We start from the raw sequence: 15,771 nt of genomic DNA on the forward strand, positions 1-15,771 counted from the left end.
TGCTATTAGTCCATCACGACGCGCCACAATTTGGCCCTCTCCCCTGAGTTTGCTCGGGGGAGAGGGTTGGGTGAGGGGGCGGGCTGTTGATCTTCGTGGTCGAGGTGGCCGCATCTACAAAGCCGAAGCCCCCTTACCCCAGCCCTCTCCCCCGAACGGTGAAGCTGTTCAAGGGAGAGGGAGCAGAGCGCGGTGCCTTTGTTCATCACGAAGCGCCGCGACTTGGCTCTCTCCCCCGAACAGTGAAGCTGTTCGGGGGAGCGGAGTGGCACGGGGCGGCGTACGCTTGCGCCGTCTCCGGGGCGAGAGCCACGCCATGCATACGACCGAAAACGATGGCCGCTTCAGCCAGGCGGTCGCCGCGCTTTATCAGGATCTGCTGGTTCCGCTGATCTTCGCGCCGTATGCGTCCGATCTGGTCGAGCGGCTGATCCCGCTGCAACCGGCAAGCGTGCTGGAGCTGGCGGCGGGCACCGGCGTGGTGACGCGTGAGTTGGCGGCACGGTTGCCTCCCGGCACGTCGCTGGTGGCGACCGATCTCAACGAGGCTATGCTGGCCGTGGCGCAGGCGCAGGGCACCACGCGGGCGGTGGATTGGCGCCAGGCCGACGCGATGGCCCTACCATTCGCCGACGCCACGTTCGATACGGTGGTGGCCAGTTTGGTGCGATGTTCTTTCCGGGTCGGGCGCACGCGTTTGCTGAAGCCCGCCGTGTGCTGCGGCCCGGCGGCACGTTGCTGTTCAACGTGTGGGATCGGATCGAGACGAACGACTTCGCCTGGATCGTCACCGAGGTGGTGGCCGGCATGTTTCCGGACGACCCGCCGCGCTTTTTGGCGCGCCTGCCGCACGGCTATTTCTCGCCGCCGGCGCTCGCACACGACCTCGCTGGCGGTGGCTTCACGGCGCAGCCGCGTATCGAGACGATCAGCGCCATCAGCCGTGCCGCCAGCGCCGGCCGCGTGGCGCTGGCGTATTGCCAGGGCACGCCGCTGCGCGGGGAAATCGAGGCGCGCGACGGCACCCGCCTGGATGAGGCGACAGCGATGGCTACGGCGGCGCTTGCCGCGCGGTTCGGCATCGGTCCGGTGGCCGGCAGAATCCAGGCGCTGGTGGTGCAGGTGGTGCGCTGACCGACATCTCGCAGGAGGAAGGAGGCTTGGTTAAGCCTCCTGCACCGCTTTCGCCCCCTGACGACTCAGGCTGACTGCAAGTGCGCGTGGAGCGCGTACGGCTGTCTCCCGCTAAGCACGATCAGGCATCGGCCATGCGCCGCAATTTTTCGGCCGTTTCCGCATCGGCGGGAACGAACGCTTCCAGCGCCAGCTCGGCCAGGGTGATGTCGACGGGGCTGCCGAACACCGTGGTGGTGCTGAGCATGTTGAGCACGGCGCCATCCACCTCCAGCTGCATCGGTACGGCGATGGCTCCTTGCGGCCTCGCTTCGTCCGCGCTGCTTGCCATGGGCGCGGGCAGCGCCTGCAGTTCGCGCAGCAGGGCGAGCAACTGCGGATCGTGGCTGGCGTCGATCTGCTGGCGCAGGCGATGCAGCAGGTGCGCGCGCCACGCCCCGAGGTTGCGGATGCGCGGGGCGAGGCCGGCCGGATGCAGGCTCAGGCGCAGCACGTTGATCGGTGGCTGCAGCAACTCGGGAGCCACGCCGACGAGCAGGCGCGCGGTGGCCTGGTTGCTGGCCACGAGCTGCCAGTAGCGATCGATGGCGAGCGCGGGATAGGGCTCCAGGCCCTGCAGCAGCCGGTCGATGGTATGGCGGGCGGTGGCCAGTGCCGGATCATCCAGCGCGCGCTGCCGGAAGGCGGGAGCGAAACCCGCAGCGATCAGCAGCGCGTTGCGTTCGCGCAACGGCACGTCGAGGTATTCGGCCAGGTGCAGGATCATGTCGCGGCTCGGCTGGGCGCGGCCGGATTCGACAAAACTCAGGTGGCGGGTGGAGATCTCCGCGCCGGTGGCGAGTTCGAGCTGGCTCAGCCGGCGATGGCGACGCCACTCGCGTAGCAGGTCGCCCACGGGGCGCGTGGTTTCTGGGAGCGCGGTGTTCATACGTCGATGGTAACGAGCGATGGATGCGCCGCGCGCGCACGCGCAGCGCACCCAAAGCCTCAGGCGGCGACCGGCACCTTGTCTAGGAAGCCGTGCACCTGGCGGATGCGGCCGCCGTCCAGCACGGCGACGTCGAACCCGATCACCAGCGGCTCGACCGCGCCGGGCTCGGTCAGATGCCAGTGGAAGCGGGCGATGTCGTGGTGCGCGTCGACCTCTCCGGCGAGGCGGAACACATGGCCGGGGAACATGTTCTGCACCGCGGCGACGGTGGCGTCGATGGCCTCCCAGCCGCGCGCCTCGATCATCGGGTCGACGTAGGCGGCGTGTTCGGCGTACACGTCCTCGATCAGCGCGCGACGGCGCAGCGGGTCGGTCTCGTTCCAGCCCTTGAGGTAGTTCTCGATGAGTTGGCGGGTGGCGGTCATGGCGTGTGCTCCTTTGCTGTGGGTGTGAGCACAGCTTGCCGGCGGCATGACGGCGCGGCGATTACCTCGGAGGTAATCGATCGCCGAGAGCGTATCCGCGACGAGGGCGGAACGGTCCTGGAAAGACCACGCCGCCCATCGACGCGGCTTGACGCCCGCCTCGCGCTTACGCCACTTTCCGGGCCTGCATCGAGTCGGACGACTGCCACCATGCGACGCGAGATTGCCATCGTCGTTTTCCCCGGGTTTCAGCTGCTGGATGCGGCCGGCCCGGTGGCTGTGTTCGAGATGGCGGAGCGTTTCCGGCCGGGCAGTTATGCGGTCCATGTGCTGGCGCCGAACGGCGGCGTGGTGCGCAGCTCCTCCGGCGTGTGCCTGGCGGCCGCGCCGATGGAGTCCGGGCGCTTCGACACGGTGATCGTGTCCGGCGGCAACCTGGCCCAGGTCGAGGAGCACGCGGGCGCCGTCGTGGCATGGCTGGGCGAAGACGCCTCGCGCCGAACGGCGGGCGTCTGCTCGGGCGCGTTCTTCCTGGCCGAGGCGGGTCTACTCGACGGGCGGCGTGCCACCACGCATTGGGATGCGGCCGAGCGGTTCCGGCTGCGCTACCCGCAGGTTCGGCTCGACGCCGAGCGAATGTTTGTCCGCGACGGCAGGTTGTGGACTTCCGCCGGGATCTCCGCCGGCATCGATCTGGCGCTTGCGCTGGTGGAGGACGATCTCGGCCCCGGCCTTGCACGCCGGGCGGCGCAGCAGCTGGTGGTGCATCAGCGTCGGCACGCCGGGCAGTCGCAGTACTCGGCGCTGGTGGAGCAGGGCGGTCGCACCGGGCGTTTCGGTGAGCTGGTCGGCTGGATGCGTACGCGTCTGGCCGAGCCGATGACGGTGGAGCGGCTGGCCGAGCGCGCCGCGATGAGCCCGCGGAACTTCGCCCGCGCCTTCGTCGCCGAGATCGGCGCCACGCCGGCCAAGGTGGTCGAGGGCATGCGGCTGGAGGCTGCCCGCGTGGCGGTGGAGACCAGTCACCTGCATCTCGATCACATTGCCGCCTCCACCGGCTTTGGCGATGCCACCCGCATGCGCCGCGCCTTCATTCGCGCTTTCGGCATGTCGCCGCAGTCGCTACGCCGCAGCGCGGGCGGATGAGCGCCGAGCGCGGCTAGGCGTGTCGCGCCCGCGCGTTCCAGCTGGCCGTTTTTGGCCGGAATTTGTCCTTGTCCACGACGGGCAGGCCGTCCATAAAAGAGCGCGCCGCAGCGCCGCGCCGATGGTCGGTGCCGCGGCGCGGCGCGATGTCGGCACACACCCTTTGCTCCCTGCTTCGAGGACTCCCATGCGCTTGATCCCGCTCGTTTCGGCCATGCTCCTGTGTGTCGGCGCTGCGCGCGCTGCCACGCCACCGCCTGCACCCGTGACACCGCCTGCCCGTCTCGATCACATCCTGCTGTGGGGCCGCGGTATCGACCAGGTCACAGCGGTAATGGCGGTGAAGCTCGGATTCCAGGTGCGGCCTGGGCGCGATCCGGCCGGCGTGGCCAACCGCTATATCCGCCTGGCCGACAGCAGCTTCATCGAGTTGCTGGGCATCACCCGTCCCAATCCGGACTTCGATCCGGGCATGAAGGAAGACCAGCAGGCGTTGAAGGGTGGGCCGGGCTCGCGCACGTTCGGCTTCCGCACGTCTTCGCTCGAGGCGATCCATCGCTCGCTGCAGGCGCTGCACTACGCGGTGACGCCGTTCTTCGCCGGGCCAGACAGCGCCAGGCCGGGCTGGCGATTGTTCGCGTTCGATCGCGCGCCGCTGTCGAGCAACACCTTCTTCATCGACTACGCCGCGGACTACGCGCCGGATCAGTTCGATCCCGGCAACACCGCCGATCATCGTGTGAGCCGCGAGCACCCCAACGGTGCGCGCGAGCTCTCGTCGATCTGGCTGGTGTCCGGTGATGCCGAGGCCGACCGTCGGCAGCTGGAACGGATGGGGTTCGGCCACGCCGTGCCGGTGAAGTTGGCCGCCGTGGGCGCGAAAGGCTTCTGCGTGCCGGTCGGCCCCACCGCGCTGCTGGCGTTGCAGCCCGACGGTGCGGGGCTGGCGGCCAAGACCATGGCCGAGGGCGGCCCGCGCATCCTCGGGGTGAGCTTCGGCGTGAGCGACCTTGGCCGCGCGCAACGCTGGGTCGAGCGCGGCTACGAGCGCGCGCTGCCGACCTACCGCGGCCTGTGGGGCGAGTCCGTGCTCGCGCCGAGCCAGGACGATCTGGGCCTGTCGATCGAATTCCACGCGATGCAGCCGGCACGCTCGCCCTGCGCGGGGGCGGCGGTACCGCAGTAGGCGCGCTCGCACCGGTCGCCCAACGACAACGTGGCGACGGAACTCACTGCGCCGCCGGCTCCGCGGACTGGATCCACAGTCGCCCCTGCGCCAGGTCGAGCGTCACGATCTTGTCGTGCAGGAACGGCATGCCGAGGTTGCCGTCGATGATCATCGACGGGGTGAAGGCACGGCCGCGGGCATGCAGGCCGGGGGCGACGTCGAAGTCCGCGCTCTGCTCACCCTTCGCGTCCGGGTCCAGGCCGAACAGTGCGGCATAGGGCTGCGAGACGAGCACGGTGCCGCCGTTGCCGGTATCGAGTTCGAACCACACGGTGCCCCGCGCGGTCGGCACACCCACCGAAGCGGCGAGCGCATGACCCTGCAGCTCGCGCGACAGCAGCAGCGGCAGCGGCCGGGCCTTTGCCACGCGTTCGCGCAGGCTTGCCGGCGTCTCCACGATCAGTTGCCGGTGCAGCAGGTCGATGGTGATCGTCCTGCCGGCGAACAGGTCCAGGGCGATCGAGCCGGCCACGGGGGCGGCGTCCTTGGCCATCAACGGCGCCGGGTCGATCACCGCGGTGACCGGAGCGGAAAACGGGCGGCCGTCGAGGTTGATCCGCACGTTGTCGCAACGTGGCGCGTCGAGGCGGTTGCCGGTCATCTGGAAGCCCGACAGGCGTCCCCATGGCGTGCAGCCGATGGCCTTGGCGAAGGCCGGCGCCAGCAGCGTGATGCCGCCGGCGGAGTCGAAGACGAACAGGCCCGGGTGCCCGGCGACGCTGGCGCGCAGGGCCACCGTCTTGCGGTAGGGCTCGAGCTTGAACACCGCTTCGGGTGCCGCGCTGCGGGCCACGGCGGCAGTGCCCAGCAGGCCGAGGGCGATGGCGAGGATGATGCGTTTCATGAGGATGTTCCGCGGGAGTCGGGGCGTACTGTATCCAGCCGGGATAGCCGTCTATGCTGCGCGCTCCGAATTCACCCTTCGGCGGGACGAAATACCGTGGACCGGTTCACCGCCATGCACTCCTTCGCCTCGGCCGCTATCCACAACTGGCCCTGCACCTGTCGATGGAAAACCGTAGCCAGGATCTCATCGGACGCGGCTGGGACTGTGCGATCCGCATCGCGGCCTTGCCCGATTCCTCGCTGATCGCGCGCCGCCTGGGCGTGATCCGCTGGATCACCTGCGCCGCCCCGGAATACCTGGCCCGCGCGGGCGAACCGCGCAGCCCGACCGATCTGGCGCATCACAATTGCCTGGGCTTCATGCCCGTGGGCGAGCGCGCCCCGGCGCCGTGGCGCTTTCAAGCCGATGGGCGGTCGATCGAATGGGTGCCGTCCGGCAACCTGGTCACTGACTCGCTCGACCCGCTGCTCGACGCAGCGGTGGCGGGGCTGGGCCTGGTGCAGATCGATCACGCCGCGGCGCGCGGCCTGATCGGCGAGGGACGCCTGCGCCGCGTGCTTGCCGGCTTCGTGGCCGAAGGCCCGCCGATCATGCTGCTCGGTGGCGGCTCGCGGCAGATGTCCCGGAAGGTGCGCGCCTTCGGCGATTTCGTGGAAAGCCTGCTGGCCTGAGCCGTCGGCCGGTGCACGGCTATCCGCCTCGCGTCCGGATCGCAGAACGCGACCCGGACGCCTGGTCTTCGCCGACGGATTTCTTTCCTCGATTCAGAGCGCGGCGTTGCCTGCCACCGGCAGCAGCACCGCACTCTTGCCGTCGGCGCCGTGCTCGATGGTGATGGTGGCCTTGCGGTAATCGGCCGGCTTGGCGAACAGGATGTTCGGCACGTAGGTCTGCGGGTTGCGGTCGTACAGCGGGAACAGCGTGGACTGGATCTGCACCATGATCCGGTGGCCCGGCTTGAAGGCGTAGTTCACCGTGGGCAGGCGGAACTTGTACTCCTGCACCTCATTGGCCGGAATCGGCGCGGGCTCGGCGAAGCTCTTGCGGTAGCGGCCGCGGAAGATGTCCATCGACACCGGCAATTCGTAGCCGCCCATCGTCGGATCGCTGGGCACGGTGCCGGGGTAGACGTCGATCAGCTTGACCACGAAATCGCCGTCGGTGCCGGTGGTGCGGGCGAACAGGTCGGCGATCGGCGCGCCCTGCACGGTCACTGTCTTGGTCAGCACCGGCGTGGTGTAGGACAGCACGTCCGGGCGCGTCTCGACGAAGCGCTGGTCCTGCACCAGCCAGGTACGCCAGCGGTCGTTCTCCTGCGGGATCGGCCGCGCCAGGTAGGGCACCGGCTTGGCCGGATCGGAGACGTAGTTGTCGCCGCCGCCGCTGGGCGCCTCGAAGCCCAGGCCGAAGTCGCCCTGCAGGTACAGCGGCGTGAGCGACTGCTCGCTGGCCGGCTTCCAGTCGGTGAAGCTGTCCCAGCGCTGCTCGACCGGGTTATAGATCATCGCCTGCGGCAGCGGCGTGGCCAGCGGCATGCCGCGCAGGTAGTGCTGGAACCACGGGATCATCACCTGCTGACGGAACTGCGCCGTGGTATTGCCCGGCCACTTCAGCGGGCCCATGTTCCAGCCGTCGCGGTTGATCTGGCTGTGCCACCACGGGCCCATCACCAGATGGTTGTTCGCGCCGTGACCGGCTTTGTCCAGCGCCTCCCAGGCGTGCACGGCGCCGTAGATGTCCTCCTGGTCCCACAGGCCCTGCAGCCACATCGTGGGCACGTTGGATGGGTGGGCGACCAGCAGCCTGTCCAGCGCCTGCAACTGCCAGAACGCATCGTAGGCCGGGTGCGCGGCGAAGCGTTTCCACCACGGCAACTGGCCGAAGCCGTGGGCCACGGCGTAGTCGCCGGCCGAGCCAGCCTGGAGGAAGTTGGTGTAGTCGTCGTAGTTGTCGCGCGGCACGGTTTCGCCCGAGCCCTGCTTGGTCATCTGGCCGGTGAAGTAGTCCAGGTTCACCTGACGCAGCGCGCCGTAGTGGTACCAGTCGTCGCCCATCCAGCCGTCGATCATCGGGCTCTCCGGCGCGGCGACCTTGAGCGCCGGATGTGGATGGAGCAGGGCCATCGCCACGGTCCAGCCGTCGTAGGACGAGCCGATCATGCCGACGTTGCCGTTGGACTCCTTGATGTTCTTCACTAGCCAGTCGATGGTGTCCCAGGCATCGGTGGTGTCGTCGGTCTTGGTGGGGTTGAGCGGGCCCATCGGCGGGCGCGTCATGATGTATTTGCCCTCGGAGCCGTATTTGCCGCGGATGTCCTGTGCCACCAGGATCGTGCTGCCGTCGGCCCAGTCCTTGTCGCCGGACCACACGGCATCGGCCATCTTCGGGCTCTTGCCTGGCATCATGCCGCTGGCGTCGTAGGGCGTGCGCTCGAGCAGCATCGGCAGGCCATGCGCGCCCTTGGGGATCATGATCACCGTGTGCAGCTTCACGCCGTCGCGCATGGGGATCATCACCTCGCGCCGCACGTAGTCGAAGTTGCCCTCCGGCAGGTTCCACTTGGCCGGAATGTCCGATCCGGTCTGGATCATGTCGGGAGTCACCTTGGCCGCATCCTGGCCCGCGCGGGGCGTGGCGAATGCATTGGCGGAGGCAAGGCAGAGGAGCGAAACGATCGCCGAAGCCAGGGCGGCTTTCTTCATGTCCGAGGGTCCTTTGGGTGGGAGAGGCCGGCGATCCGATCGGGTCGCGCCCGGCAACTATGCGAACCGCGGCGGCAACTTGGCAAGGCGGGCACGGTCGAAACTCCTTGCGCGCGGCGCCCGCAGCGACGCGTTGCCCGGCGCGGCGGGTAGTAGCATCGCCGGATGACGCGCGATGCCTTCCACCCGATCCGATGCCAGGCCACACTGCGCCGGCCGGCGACGCCGGTAGACGCCGACTGGACGTTCCTGGTGCTGCCGAAAGCCGCAAGCGCGAAGTTGCCGTCGCGCAGCATGGTGACGGTGGACGGCACGCTAGCTGGTCATATTTTCCAGGCCACGCTGGAGCCGGACGGCGGCGGCAGCCACTGGCTGAAGGTGAGTGCCGCGCTGGGCGAAACTGCTCGCGTGGCCGCAGGTGACGAGGTGGCGCTCACGTTGGCGCCGGTGGCCGTGGAGCCGGAGCCGGTCGCGCCGCCGGAGCTGTTAGCGGCGCTGGCCGAGCACCCGGCCGCGCGCGCCGTGTGGGACGACATCACGCCGCTGGCCCGACGCGACTGGATCCACTGGATCGGCTCGGGCAAGCAGGCACAAACCCGCGATCGTCGCCTCCGCACGGCTTGCGACATGCTCGCCGCAGGCAAGCGCCGCGCCTGCTGCTTCGATCGATCAGGGATCTACAGCAAAGCGTTCCGCGCCCCCGAACCGGCCTGATGGCGCTTCGCGTCGGGTCGTCCGTCGACTCTTCCGGGCGAAAGGCTGCGCGCTCAGCCCGGCACGCCGTAGCGCTTCAGCACGTGCTCGCCCATGCGCTGGGCCAGCTCGCGTTCGGCGTAGAAGACCGCCGTGACCAGTTCGCCCAGCAGCTCGGCCTCCTCCTCGTTGTGGGTGCGCACGATCACTTCCACGCCCGGGTTCAAGGCGCGGGCGCAGCTCATCATGCGGGGCAAGTCGATGATGTCCGGTGTGGCCACCACCACCATACCCGCGCGAGCCACGTGAGCCTGCACCAGTACCTCCGGTTCGGAAGCGTCGCCGTAGACCGCGGGCGTGCCATGTTCGCGGAGGCGCTCGACGATCTCCCGGTTGGTTTCCACCACCACGTGGGCGATGCCTCGTTCGGCCAGCGCGGCGCCGACGCGCCGACCCACGCGCCCGTAGCCCACCAGCACCACCTGCCCGGTGAGCAGGGTGTCATCGGTGTCGTCGGGCAGCTGGGTGAGCGGATCGGTCCGGCGGGGGAGCGGTTCGGCCAGTTCGGGGCCGCCGCCGAGCAGCCGTTCCAACGGCGCCACCAGCGAGAACATCAGCGGATTGAGCGCGATGGAGAGCAGGGCGCCGGCAAGAATCAGGCTTTGCCCCTCGCGCGGCAGCAAGCCCAGGCTCAGGCCGAGGCCGGCGAGGATGAAGGAGAACTCGCCGATCTGCGCCAGGCTCGCCGACACCACCAGCGCCGTGTTCAGCGGATAGCGCAGCACCTTCACCAGCACCGCCGCCGCCACCGATTTGCCGAGCATGATGATGGCCGCCACCACCAGCACCTGCAGCGGATGACGCAGCAGGATCTGCGGATCGAACAGCATGCCTACCGATACGAAGAACAGCACGGCGAACGCCTCGCGCAGCGGCAGCGATTCTTCGGCGGCGCGATGAGCGAATTCCGACTCACGGATCACCATCCCCGCGAAGAACGCGCCGAGTGCGAACGACACGCCGAACAGCGCCGCAGCTCCGTAGGCGATGCTTACCGCCACCGCCACCACGCACAGGGTGAACAACTCGCGTGAACCGTGTCGCGCCACGTACCACAGCAATCGTGGCAACAGGCGTCGGCCGCCCAGCAACATCAGCGCGATGAAGGCACCGACCTTGAGCAGCGTAGCGATCAGCGTCCAGCCCAGCGTGCCGCCACCTTCCGGCGCGTGGCCGCCCAGCGCGCCCGAGAGCGGCGGCAGGATGACCAGCACCAGCACCATGACCAGGTCTTCCACCACCAGCCAGCCCACGGCGATGCGGCCGTTGAGGGAATCCAACGCCCCGCGCGATTCCAGCGCACGCAGCAGCACCACCGTGCTGGCAACCGACAGCGACAGCCCGAACACCAGGGCGCCGCCGATGCCCCAACCCCACGCCAGCGCCACGCCCGCGCCAAGCGCGGTAGCCACCGCTATCTGCAGGAGGGCGCCGGGCAGGGCGATGCGTCGCACGTCGAGCAGGTCGCGTGGCGAGAAGTGCAGCCCGACGCCAAACATCAGCAGCATCACGCCGATCTCGGCGAGCTCGCTGGCGATATCCGTGCTGGCTACGATGCCGGGCGTGAACGGGCCGATCGCCATGCCGGCGACCAGGTAGCCAACCAGTGCGGGCAACCGCAATCGCGTGGCCACGATGCCCAGGATCAGTGCCACTCCCAGCGCCGCACTGAGGGTGGTGATTAGCGGCAAGGTGTCGTGGGTCACGGGCAGCCTCGTGTGGGGACGCGCGTCATGCACGGGGAGGTAACTATGCCGGTTTGGCGACGCTCGCGGCGATATGCGACGAGGCGTGCGTCGATTTCACCGGGTGCACGCGTAGCAACCGCAACCGCTGAGGGTAGCGACGGCGCGTCGGTACGTGGGTGGCCGCGGCCGACGGCCATGCGAAGACAGGCTCCGGCTGCGTCGCATGGTGTCGCGGCGTGGGCCTTGGATGTGCTCCAGCGGTACGGAAGCCGGCGCGTGGCGCCGGAGCGCCAGGCGGGCCATCGATCCGACTGCCGGCATGGCGTGCCGTCAGATCACGGGGCGGGCGCCGAGGTCACCCGCCACACGGCGTTGCCCACGTCGTCGGCGATCAGCAAGGCACCGCTTGCATCCTGCGTCAGTCCCACCGGTGCGCCGTACAGCTCCGACTCGTCGGCGGAGTGGAAACCGGTGACCACCGGCTGCGGCTTGCCCACCGGGTTTCCCTGCGGAAACGCGACGAACACCACCTGATAGCCGCTGAGCGGCTTGCGATCCCAGCTGCCGTGTTCGCCGATGAACGCGCCGTTGTGGTACTGCGCGGGAAGGGCGTTGCCCTGCGTCATCAGGAAGCCCAGCGGGGCGACGTGCGAACCGATGGCGTAGTCCGGCTTGATCGCCTTCTTCACCAGGTCCGGACGCTGCGGCTTGACGCGGGAGTCCACGTGCTGGCCCCAATAGCTGTAGGGCCAGCCGTAGAAAGCGCCTTCTTTCACCGAGGTCATGTAGTCCGGCACCAGGTCCGAGCCGATCTCGTCACGCTCGTTGACGATCGCCCACAGCTTGCCGGTTTGCGGCTCCCACTGCAGGCCGGTGGGGTTGCGCAGGCCCGAGGCATAGATGCGGCTGGCGCCGGTGGCCACGTCCACTTCCAGCACGTCGGCGCGGCGGTATTCCACGGCCAGCCCGTTCTCGGTGATGTTGCTGTTGGAGCCCACGCCCACGTACAGCTTGCTGCCGTCCGGGCTGGCCAGCAGCGCCTTGGTCCAGTGATGGTTGATGGTGTTGGGAAGATCGGTGAAGTAGGTGGGCGGTGCGGTGATCTGCGTTTGTCCGCTGACGTAAGGGAATGTCACGATCTCGTTGGTGTTGGCGACGTACAGCGTGTTGCCGATCAGCTGCACGCCGAACGGCGAGTCGAGGTGATCGATGAACACGTGCTGCTCCCACGCGCCGCCGCCAGGGGTCGGGCGCAACAGGGTGATCCGGTTGCCGCCCTTCGCGCCCTTGCCGGACCCGTTCTTGATCTTGCCGGCGATCAGCCCCTTGGGCGTGGTCGTGGGCTCGGTGCTGGGGCTGTTGGCCTCGACCACCAACACGTCGCCGTCGGGCAGGGTGTAGAGCTGACGCGGATGCTTCAGGTCGCTGGCGATCTTCTCGATCGCCAGGCCCGGGGCCACCTTGGGCGCTTGGTCGGCCTTCCAGCCCACGCCATTGGGCACGCGCATCGGTGGCAGCAAGAAATTCTTCGCTTCGGGCAAGGGCGGATTGCTGCCGGACTGCTCGGGAGGCGTGTAGGAAGCCTTGTGGCTGCATGCGGCAAGCGCCAGGCAGGCCAGCGGCAGCGCGTGCGTGAGGATGCGCTTATTCATGGATGAGGCCTCCCGGAGTGGTGTAGCGCACGGCGATCACCACCTGTCCGATCGCCAGCAGCAGCACGGTGCTGACCGAGAGCCAGACGTTGGCCGGCACCACACCGTAGGCGTCGCGCGAATGCACCAGCGCGTTGAAGATCGCCAGCACGATGGCCACCAGGTTGAGCCAGAAATCCAGCCGATCGGCGGCCAGCGCGGTCTGCCGCGAGGTAATCCATACCTGCGCGAGGTTGATCAGCCGCGGCACGATCGCGAACAGCAGGCCAAATACGATCAGCCATGCCGCTGCGTGGTCCCAGAGGATCGTGGCGGTGTTTGCGTACAGGATGTCGAAGATCAGCGCCGCGACAAAACAGCCGAACGGAATCGGATTGAGCAAGGCATAGATGGCGTTGGCGACGACGGATCGCCGCGGTGGGACGAGGTAACTCATGGCGGGCTCTCGCTGCGAGGGGCGGGCACCGGCCGGCTCGGCGCGTGGCGCAACTGTCGGTCTGGTCGATGCGTAGGGTGGAAGCCCACGGTAGTCAGCCGGATGTCGATGCCCCGTGGAAGTCGTGCAGCCTTCGTCGACGGTTTTTCGTCACGCCGACAACGCCCTCTTGAGCAACACGTCGTACAGCTCCAACCGGTATCGCGCGCCGATCTGCAGCAGGCTCACCGAGTACATCGGGGCGGACGCGGAGGGTACGCGTCTGGGCGCCAGCGCCCAGCTGGTGACCTCATTCGCGCAGCAGGCGGGGGATGTGGAGGCCCCAGCTGGCCGGATCCTCGATGCCGGTGATGCGGTCGTCCGACTCGGCCAGCTCCAGTTGGGTCGGTTCCAGCGGTTCGCCGTCGGGCAGGCGGCAGACCAGTCGCACGGTCGGGTTGAGCGAGCTGCCCTCGCCTTGTGCCAGCACCACGGCGAGACGCTCGGATGACAACCGCACCAGGGTGCCGGTGGGGTAGATGCCGATGAGCTTGACGAAGGCGTGGAAGATCTCGCGGTCGAAGTGGCCGTCCTGCCACTCGGCCATGCGCCGGATCGCTTCGGCCGGTTCCCAGCCGCGCTTGTAGGGGCGGTCGGAGGTGATCGCGTCGTACACGTCGCAGATCGCGCCCATGCGGGCGGCGCGGCTGATGGTGTCGCCGGCGAGTCTTTCCGGGTAGCCGCTGCCGTCGGTTTTTTCGTGGTGGTGCAGGCATACGTCCAGCGCCACGGGGCCGGCGGCTGCCTCGCGGCGCAGGATGTCCCAGCCGATCTGCGGGTGCTGGCGCACCGAGGTCATTTCCAGCGGACTCAACCGGCCGGGCTTATTGAGCACGGCGTCGGGCACGCCGACCTTGCCGATGTCGTGGAGCAAGCCAGCCAGGCCCAGCTCCTTAAGTTCGCTGCCGGCGTATCCGAGCCGGCGCCCCAGCGCCATCATCAACGCGGCGACGGCGACCGAATGCAGGTAGGTGTAGTCGTCCTTGTTCTTCAGCCGCAGCACGCTGAGCATGGCGGCAGGATTGCGCGCGATCGCATCATCTACTTCGTCGACGATGCTGGCGGCCGATTCCATGCGCAGCGCGCGACCCATGCGAGCGTCCTGGAACAGCGCCTTGGCCGCGGCCTTGGCGCGATCGCGAAGCTCTTCGGCACGGGCAATGTCGTTGCCGAAGGCGGTGCGCGGCGGCTCCGGCTTCGGTGGGACGGGCGGCGGAGCCGGCGCCGCAGGCGAGGCCGCGCGGGCCACCGGCTGCGTAAGGTCCAGGCCCTTGACCGTGTCGATCCACACTTCCAAGTTGCCCATGGCGCGCAGGGTGGCCAGGGTAGTGTCGTCCTCCACCAGGAACGAGCCACGCCAGAACGGGTGGTCCAGCCAGTTGCCGCAGATCTTGTGCACGTACATGCCACGCGCGACGCGCGCGACGGGAATTTTCTTCAGCGGCGAGGTCATGTAGTGGCCAATCCGTCTCTCGTCGATTGTTGCGCCCGCGCAGCCATGCGGAGCGCCGGCCGCAATGGCCGCCGGCACCCCGCTGGAACCCCCGGTTCCGTGCGGTGCGTCCCGTTATCGGCGCTGGAGCGCCACACTTGAGCCCGCGCGAAAGCAACTGCGGACAGGACGCGCATCGATCCCGCAGCAAGTTGATCGAACGTAGGCCGCGGCGCGGACCAGGGGCAAGGGAGGCGCTCGCGCCGCTCCGAGGCGGTGTTTCCTTGGCTATCCGCGGAAGTACCGGCGCCGCGTCACTTGGTTGAGCGCGCCGGCGGCGGGTGGGACGATGCGTGGATGAGCCAGTTGCCCGCTTCCGACATCGCCCTGCGCGATCTCGCCCGCCTGCGCCGCGTGCGCGACCGCATCGATCGCGAATACGCCCAGCCGCTGGACGTGGACGCGCTGGCGCGGGGCATCGGCATGTCTTCCGGGCATCTGAGCCGGCAGTTCAAGCTGGCCTTCGGCGAGTCACCATACAGCTACCTGATGACGCGCCGCATCGAGCGGGCGATGGCGCTGTTACGGCGCGGCGACCTTAGCGTCACCGAAGTCTGCTTCACCGTGGGCTGCGCCTCGCTGGGTACCTTCAGCACACGCTTCAGCGAGTTGGTGGGTATGTCACCCAGCGTCTATCGGCGTGAGGCGGCGCAGGCGACGGCAGGCCTGCCCTCGTGCGTGGCGCGGCAGGTGACGCGACCGATCAGGAATCGAGAAGCGCCGAGCCGCGAGCCGGACCTAGCATGACGGCTCCTTCCACCACCCAGGCGAGCGCCATGGATATCACCATCCACTCCAGTTTCCTGCCACACACCGACCCGGACGCCTCGCTGGCGTTCTACCGCGACACGCTCGGCTTCGAGGTGCGCAAGGATGTCGGCTACAACGGCATGCGCTGGATCACCGTCGGTCCACCCGATCAGCCCGGCACCTCGATCGTGCTGTTTCCCCCGGCGGCCAGCCCCGGCGTCACCGATGAAGAAAAGCGCACCATCGCCGAGATGATGGCCAAGGGCACCTACGCGATCATGTTGCTGGCCACGCGCGATCTCGATGCCGCATTCGAGCGCATCGCCGCCAGCGGCGCGGAGATCGTGGAGGAGCCGACCATGCAGCCCTACGGCGTGCGCGACTGCGCCGTGCGCGACCCGGCCGGCAACCTGCTGCGCGTGCAGGAGCAGCGCTGAGCGGTGCGGATCGCTTCGCCGCAGCGGTCGGCGCGTGCTTACTGCCGCTCAAAGCGATAGCTGGCGTATACCGACGCGCCTTTGCTTTGTCGGTGCCTGGCACTTCTGGCC

General features: G+C 68.5%; 15 protein-coding genes and 1 pseudogene. 8 read left to right on the forward strand and 8 right to left on the reverse strand.

Annotated elements, in window-relative coordinates:
- Nucleotides 1-316: 316 nt before the first annotated feature.
- A pseudogene (locus tag ACTHJF_RS03715) lies at nt 317-667 on the forward strand (methyltransferase domain-containing protein); the annotation flags it as partial.
- 47 nt (nt 668-714) lie between these two features.
- The gene (locus tag ACTHJF_RS03720; protein WP_440265992.1) at nt 715-1,134 is read left to right on the forward strand and encodes a hypothetical protein; all 420 of its coding nucleotides are present in this window, start codon (nt 715-717) and stop codon (nt 1,132-1,134) included.
- A gap of 121 nt (nt 1,135-1,255) precedes the next feature.
- Here ACTHJF_RS03720 and ACTHJF_RS03725 read toward each other — a convergent pair whose 3' ends face one another.
- Together ACTHJF_RS03725 and ACTHJF_RS03730 are read right to left on the reverse strand one after the other, a co-directional pair.
- Nucleotides 1,256-2,062, reverse strand: coding sequence for a helix-turn-helix domain-containing protein (locus ACTHJF_RS03725; RefSeq protein WP_440265907.1), 807 nt, complete (start codon nt 2,060-2,062; stop codon nt 1,256-1,258).
- A gap of 59 nt (nt 2,063-2,121) precedes the next feature.
- On the reverse strand, nt 2,122-2,490 hold the full coding sequence (locus tag ACTHJF_RS03730; RefSeq protein WP_440265908.1) for a nuclear transport factor 2 family protein: 369 nt from the start codon (nt 2,488-2,490) through the stop codon (nt 2,122-2,124).
- A gap of 210 nt (nt 2,491-2,700) precedes the next feature.
- On the opposite strand from ACTHJF_RS03730, the gene ACTHJF_RS03735 reads away from it, so the two are divergent.
- Both ACTHJF_RS03735 and ACTHJF_RS03740 read left to right on the forward strand, forming a co-directional pair.
- Complete coding sequence (locus ACTHJF_RS03735; protein WP_440265909.1) at nt 2,701-3,636, forward strand: GlxA family transcriptional regulator; 936 nt, start codon at nt 2,701-2,703, stop codon at nt 3,634-3,636.
- Nucleotides 3,637-3,901: 265 nt separating this feature from the next.
- Nucleotides 3,902-4,822 carry a VOC family protein gene (locus ACTHJF_RS03740; protein WP_440265910.1) on the forward strand — a complete coding sequence of 307 codons (921 nt, stop codon included), beginning with the start codon at nt 3,902-3,904 and terminating at the stop codon, nt 4,820-4,822.
- A 43-nt stretch (nt 4,823-4,865) separates the two neighbouring features.
- Here ACTHJF_RS03740 and ACTHJF_RS03745 read toward each other — a convergent pair whose 3' ends face one another.
- On the reverse strand, nt 4,866-5,708 hold the full coding sequence (locus tag ACTHJF_RS03745; protein WP_440265911.1) for a hypothetical protein: 843 nt from the start codon (nt 5,706-5,708) through the stop codon (nt 4,866-4,868).
- A 53-nt stretch (nt 5,709-5,761) separates the two neighbouring features.
- Between ACTHJF_RS03745 and ACTHJF_RS03750 the strand changes: the two genes are divergently transcribed.
- Nucleotides 5,762-6,382 (forward strand): substrate binding domain-containing protein, encoded by a 621-nt coding sequence (locus tag ACTHJF_RS03750; protein WP_440265912.1) that lies wholly within the window; start codon nt 5,762-5,764, stop codon nt 6,380-6,382.
- Nucleotides 6,383-6,475: 93 nt separating this feature from the next.
- On the opposite strand, the gene ACTHJF_RS03755 is transcribed toward ACTHJF_RS03750, so the two are convergent.
- Complete coding sequence (locus ACTHJF_RS03755; RefSeq protein ID WP_440265913.1) at nt 6,476-8,413, reverse strand: CocE/NonD family hydrolase; 1,938 nt, start codon at nt 8,411-8,413, stop codon at nt 6,476-6,478.
- A gap of 165 nt (nt 8,414-8,578) precedes the next feature.
- Between ACTHJF_RS03755 and ACTHJF_RS03760 the strand changes: the two genes are divergently transcribed.
- Nucleotides 8,579-9,127, forward strand: coding sequence for a YdeI/OmpD-associated family protein (locus tag ACTHJF_RS03760; protein WP_440265914.1), 549 nt, complete (start codon nt 8,579-8,581; stop codon nt 9,125-9,127).
- Nucleotides 9,128-9,180: 53 nt separating this feature from the next.
- On the opposite strand, the gene ACTHJF_RS03765 is transcribed toward ACTHJF_RS03760, so the two are convergent.
- The 4 genes from ACTHJF_RS03765 to ACTHJF_RS03780 all read right to left on the reverse strand — a co-directional run bounded on the left by ACTHJF_RS03765 (nt 9,181) and on the right by ACTHJF_RS03780 (nt 14,434).
- Nucleotides 9,181-10,872 (reverse strand): cation:proton antiporter domain-containing protein, encoded by a 1,692-nt coding sequence (locus ACTHJF_RS03765; protein WP_440265915.1) that lies wholly within the window; start codon nt 10,870-10,872, stop codon nt 9,181-9,183.
- 317 nt (nt 10,873-11,189) lie between these two features.
- The gene (locus ACTHJF_RS03770; RefSeq protein ID WP_440265916.1) at nt 11,190-12,506 is read right to left on the reverse strand and encodes a PQQ-dependent sugar dehydrogenase; all 1,317 of its coding nucleotides are present in this window, start codon (nt 12,504-12,506) and stop codon (nt 11,190-11,192) included.
- Nucleotides 12,499-12,942, reverse strand: a complete 444-nt coding sequence (locus ACTHJF_RS03775) for a DUF2231 domain-containing protein (RefSeq protein WP_440265917.1) — start codon at nt 12,940-12,942, stop codon at nt 12,499-12,501. The genes ACTHJF_RS03770 and ACTHJF_RS03775 overlap by 8 nt, the downstream gene beginning before the upstream one ends.
- A gap of 289 nt (nt 12,943-13,231) precedes the next feature.
- Nucleotides 13,232-14,434, reverse strand: a complete 1,203-nt coding sequence (locus tag ACTHJF_RS03780) for an HD-GYP domain-containing protein (protein WP_440265918.1) — start codon at nt 14,432-14,434, stop codon at nt 13,232-13,234.
- A 336-nt stretch (nt 14,435-14,770) separates the two neighbouring features.
- On the opposite strand from ACTHJF_RS03780, the gene ACTHJF_RS03785 reads away from it, so the two are divergent.
- Both ACTHJF_RS03785 and ACTHJF_RS03790 read left to right on the forward strand, forming a co-directional pair.
- Nucleotides 14,771-15,220: a helix-turn-helix transcriptional regulator gene (locus ACTHJF_RS03785; protein ID WP_440265919.1), complete on the forward strand. Its 450-nt coding sequence runs from the start codon at nt 14,771-14,773 to the stop codon at nt 15,218-15,220.
- Entirely contained in the window at nt 15,217-15,660 is a 444-nt protein-coding gene (locus tag ACTHJF_RS03790) for a VOC family protein (protein ID WP_431636476.1), read from the forward strand. Before ACTHJF_RS03785 ends, ACTHJF_RS03790 begins: the two co-directional genes overlap by 4 nt.
- Nucleotides 15,661-15,771: the final 111 nt, after the last annotated feature.

It is taken from the genome of Dyella sp., assembly GCF_051962475.1.
Taxonomy (GTDB): Bacteria; Pseudomonadota; Gammaproteobacteria; order Xanthomonadales; family Rhodanobacteraceae; genus Dyella_A.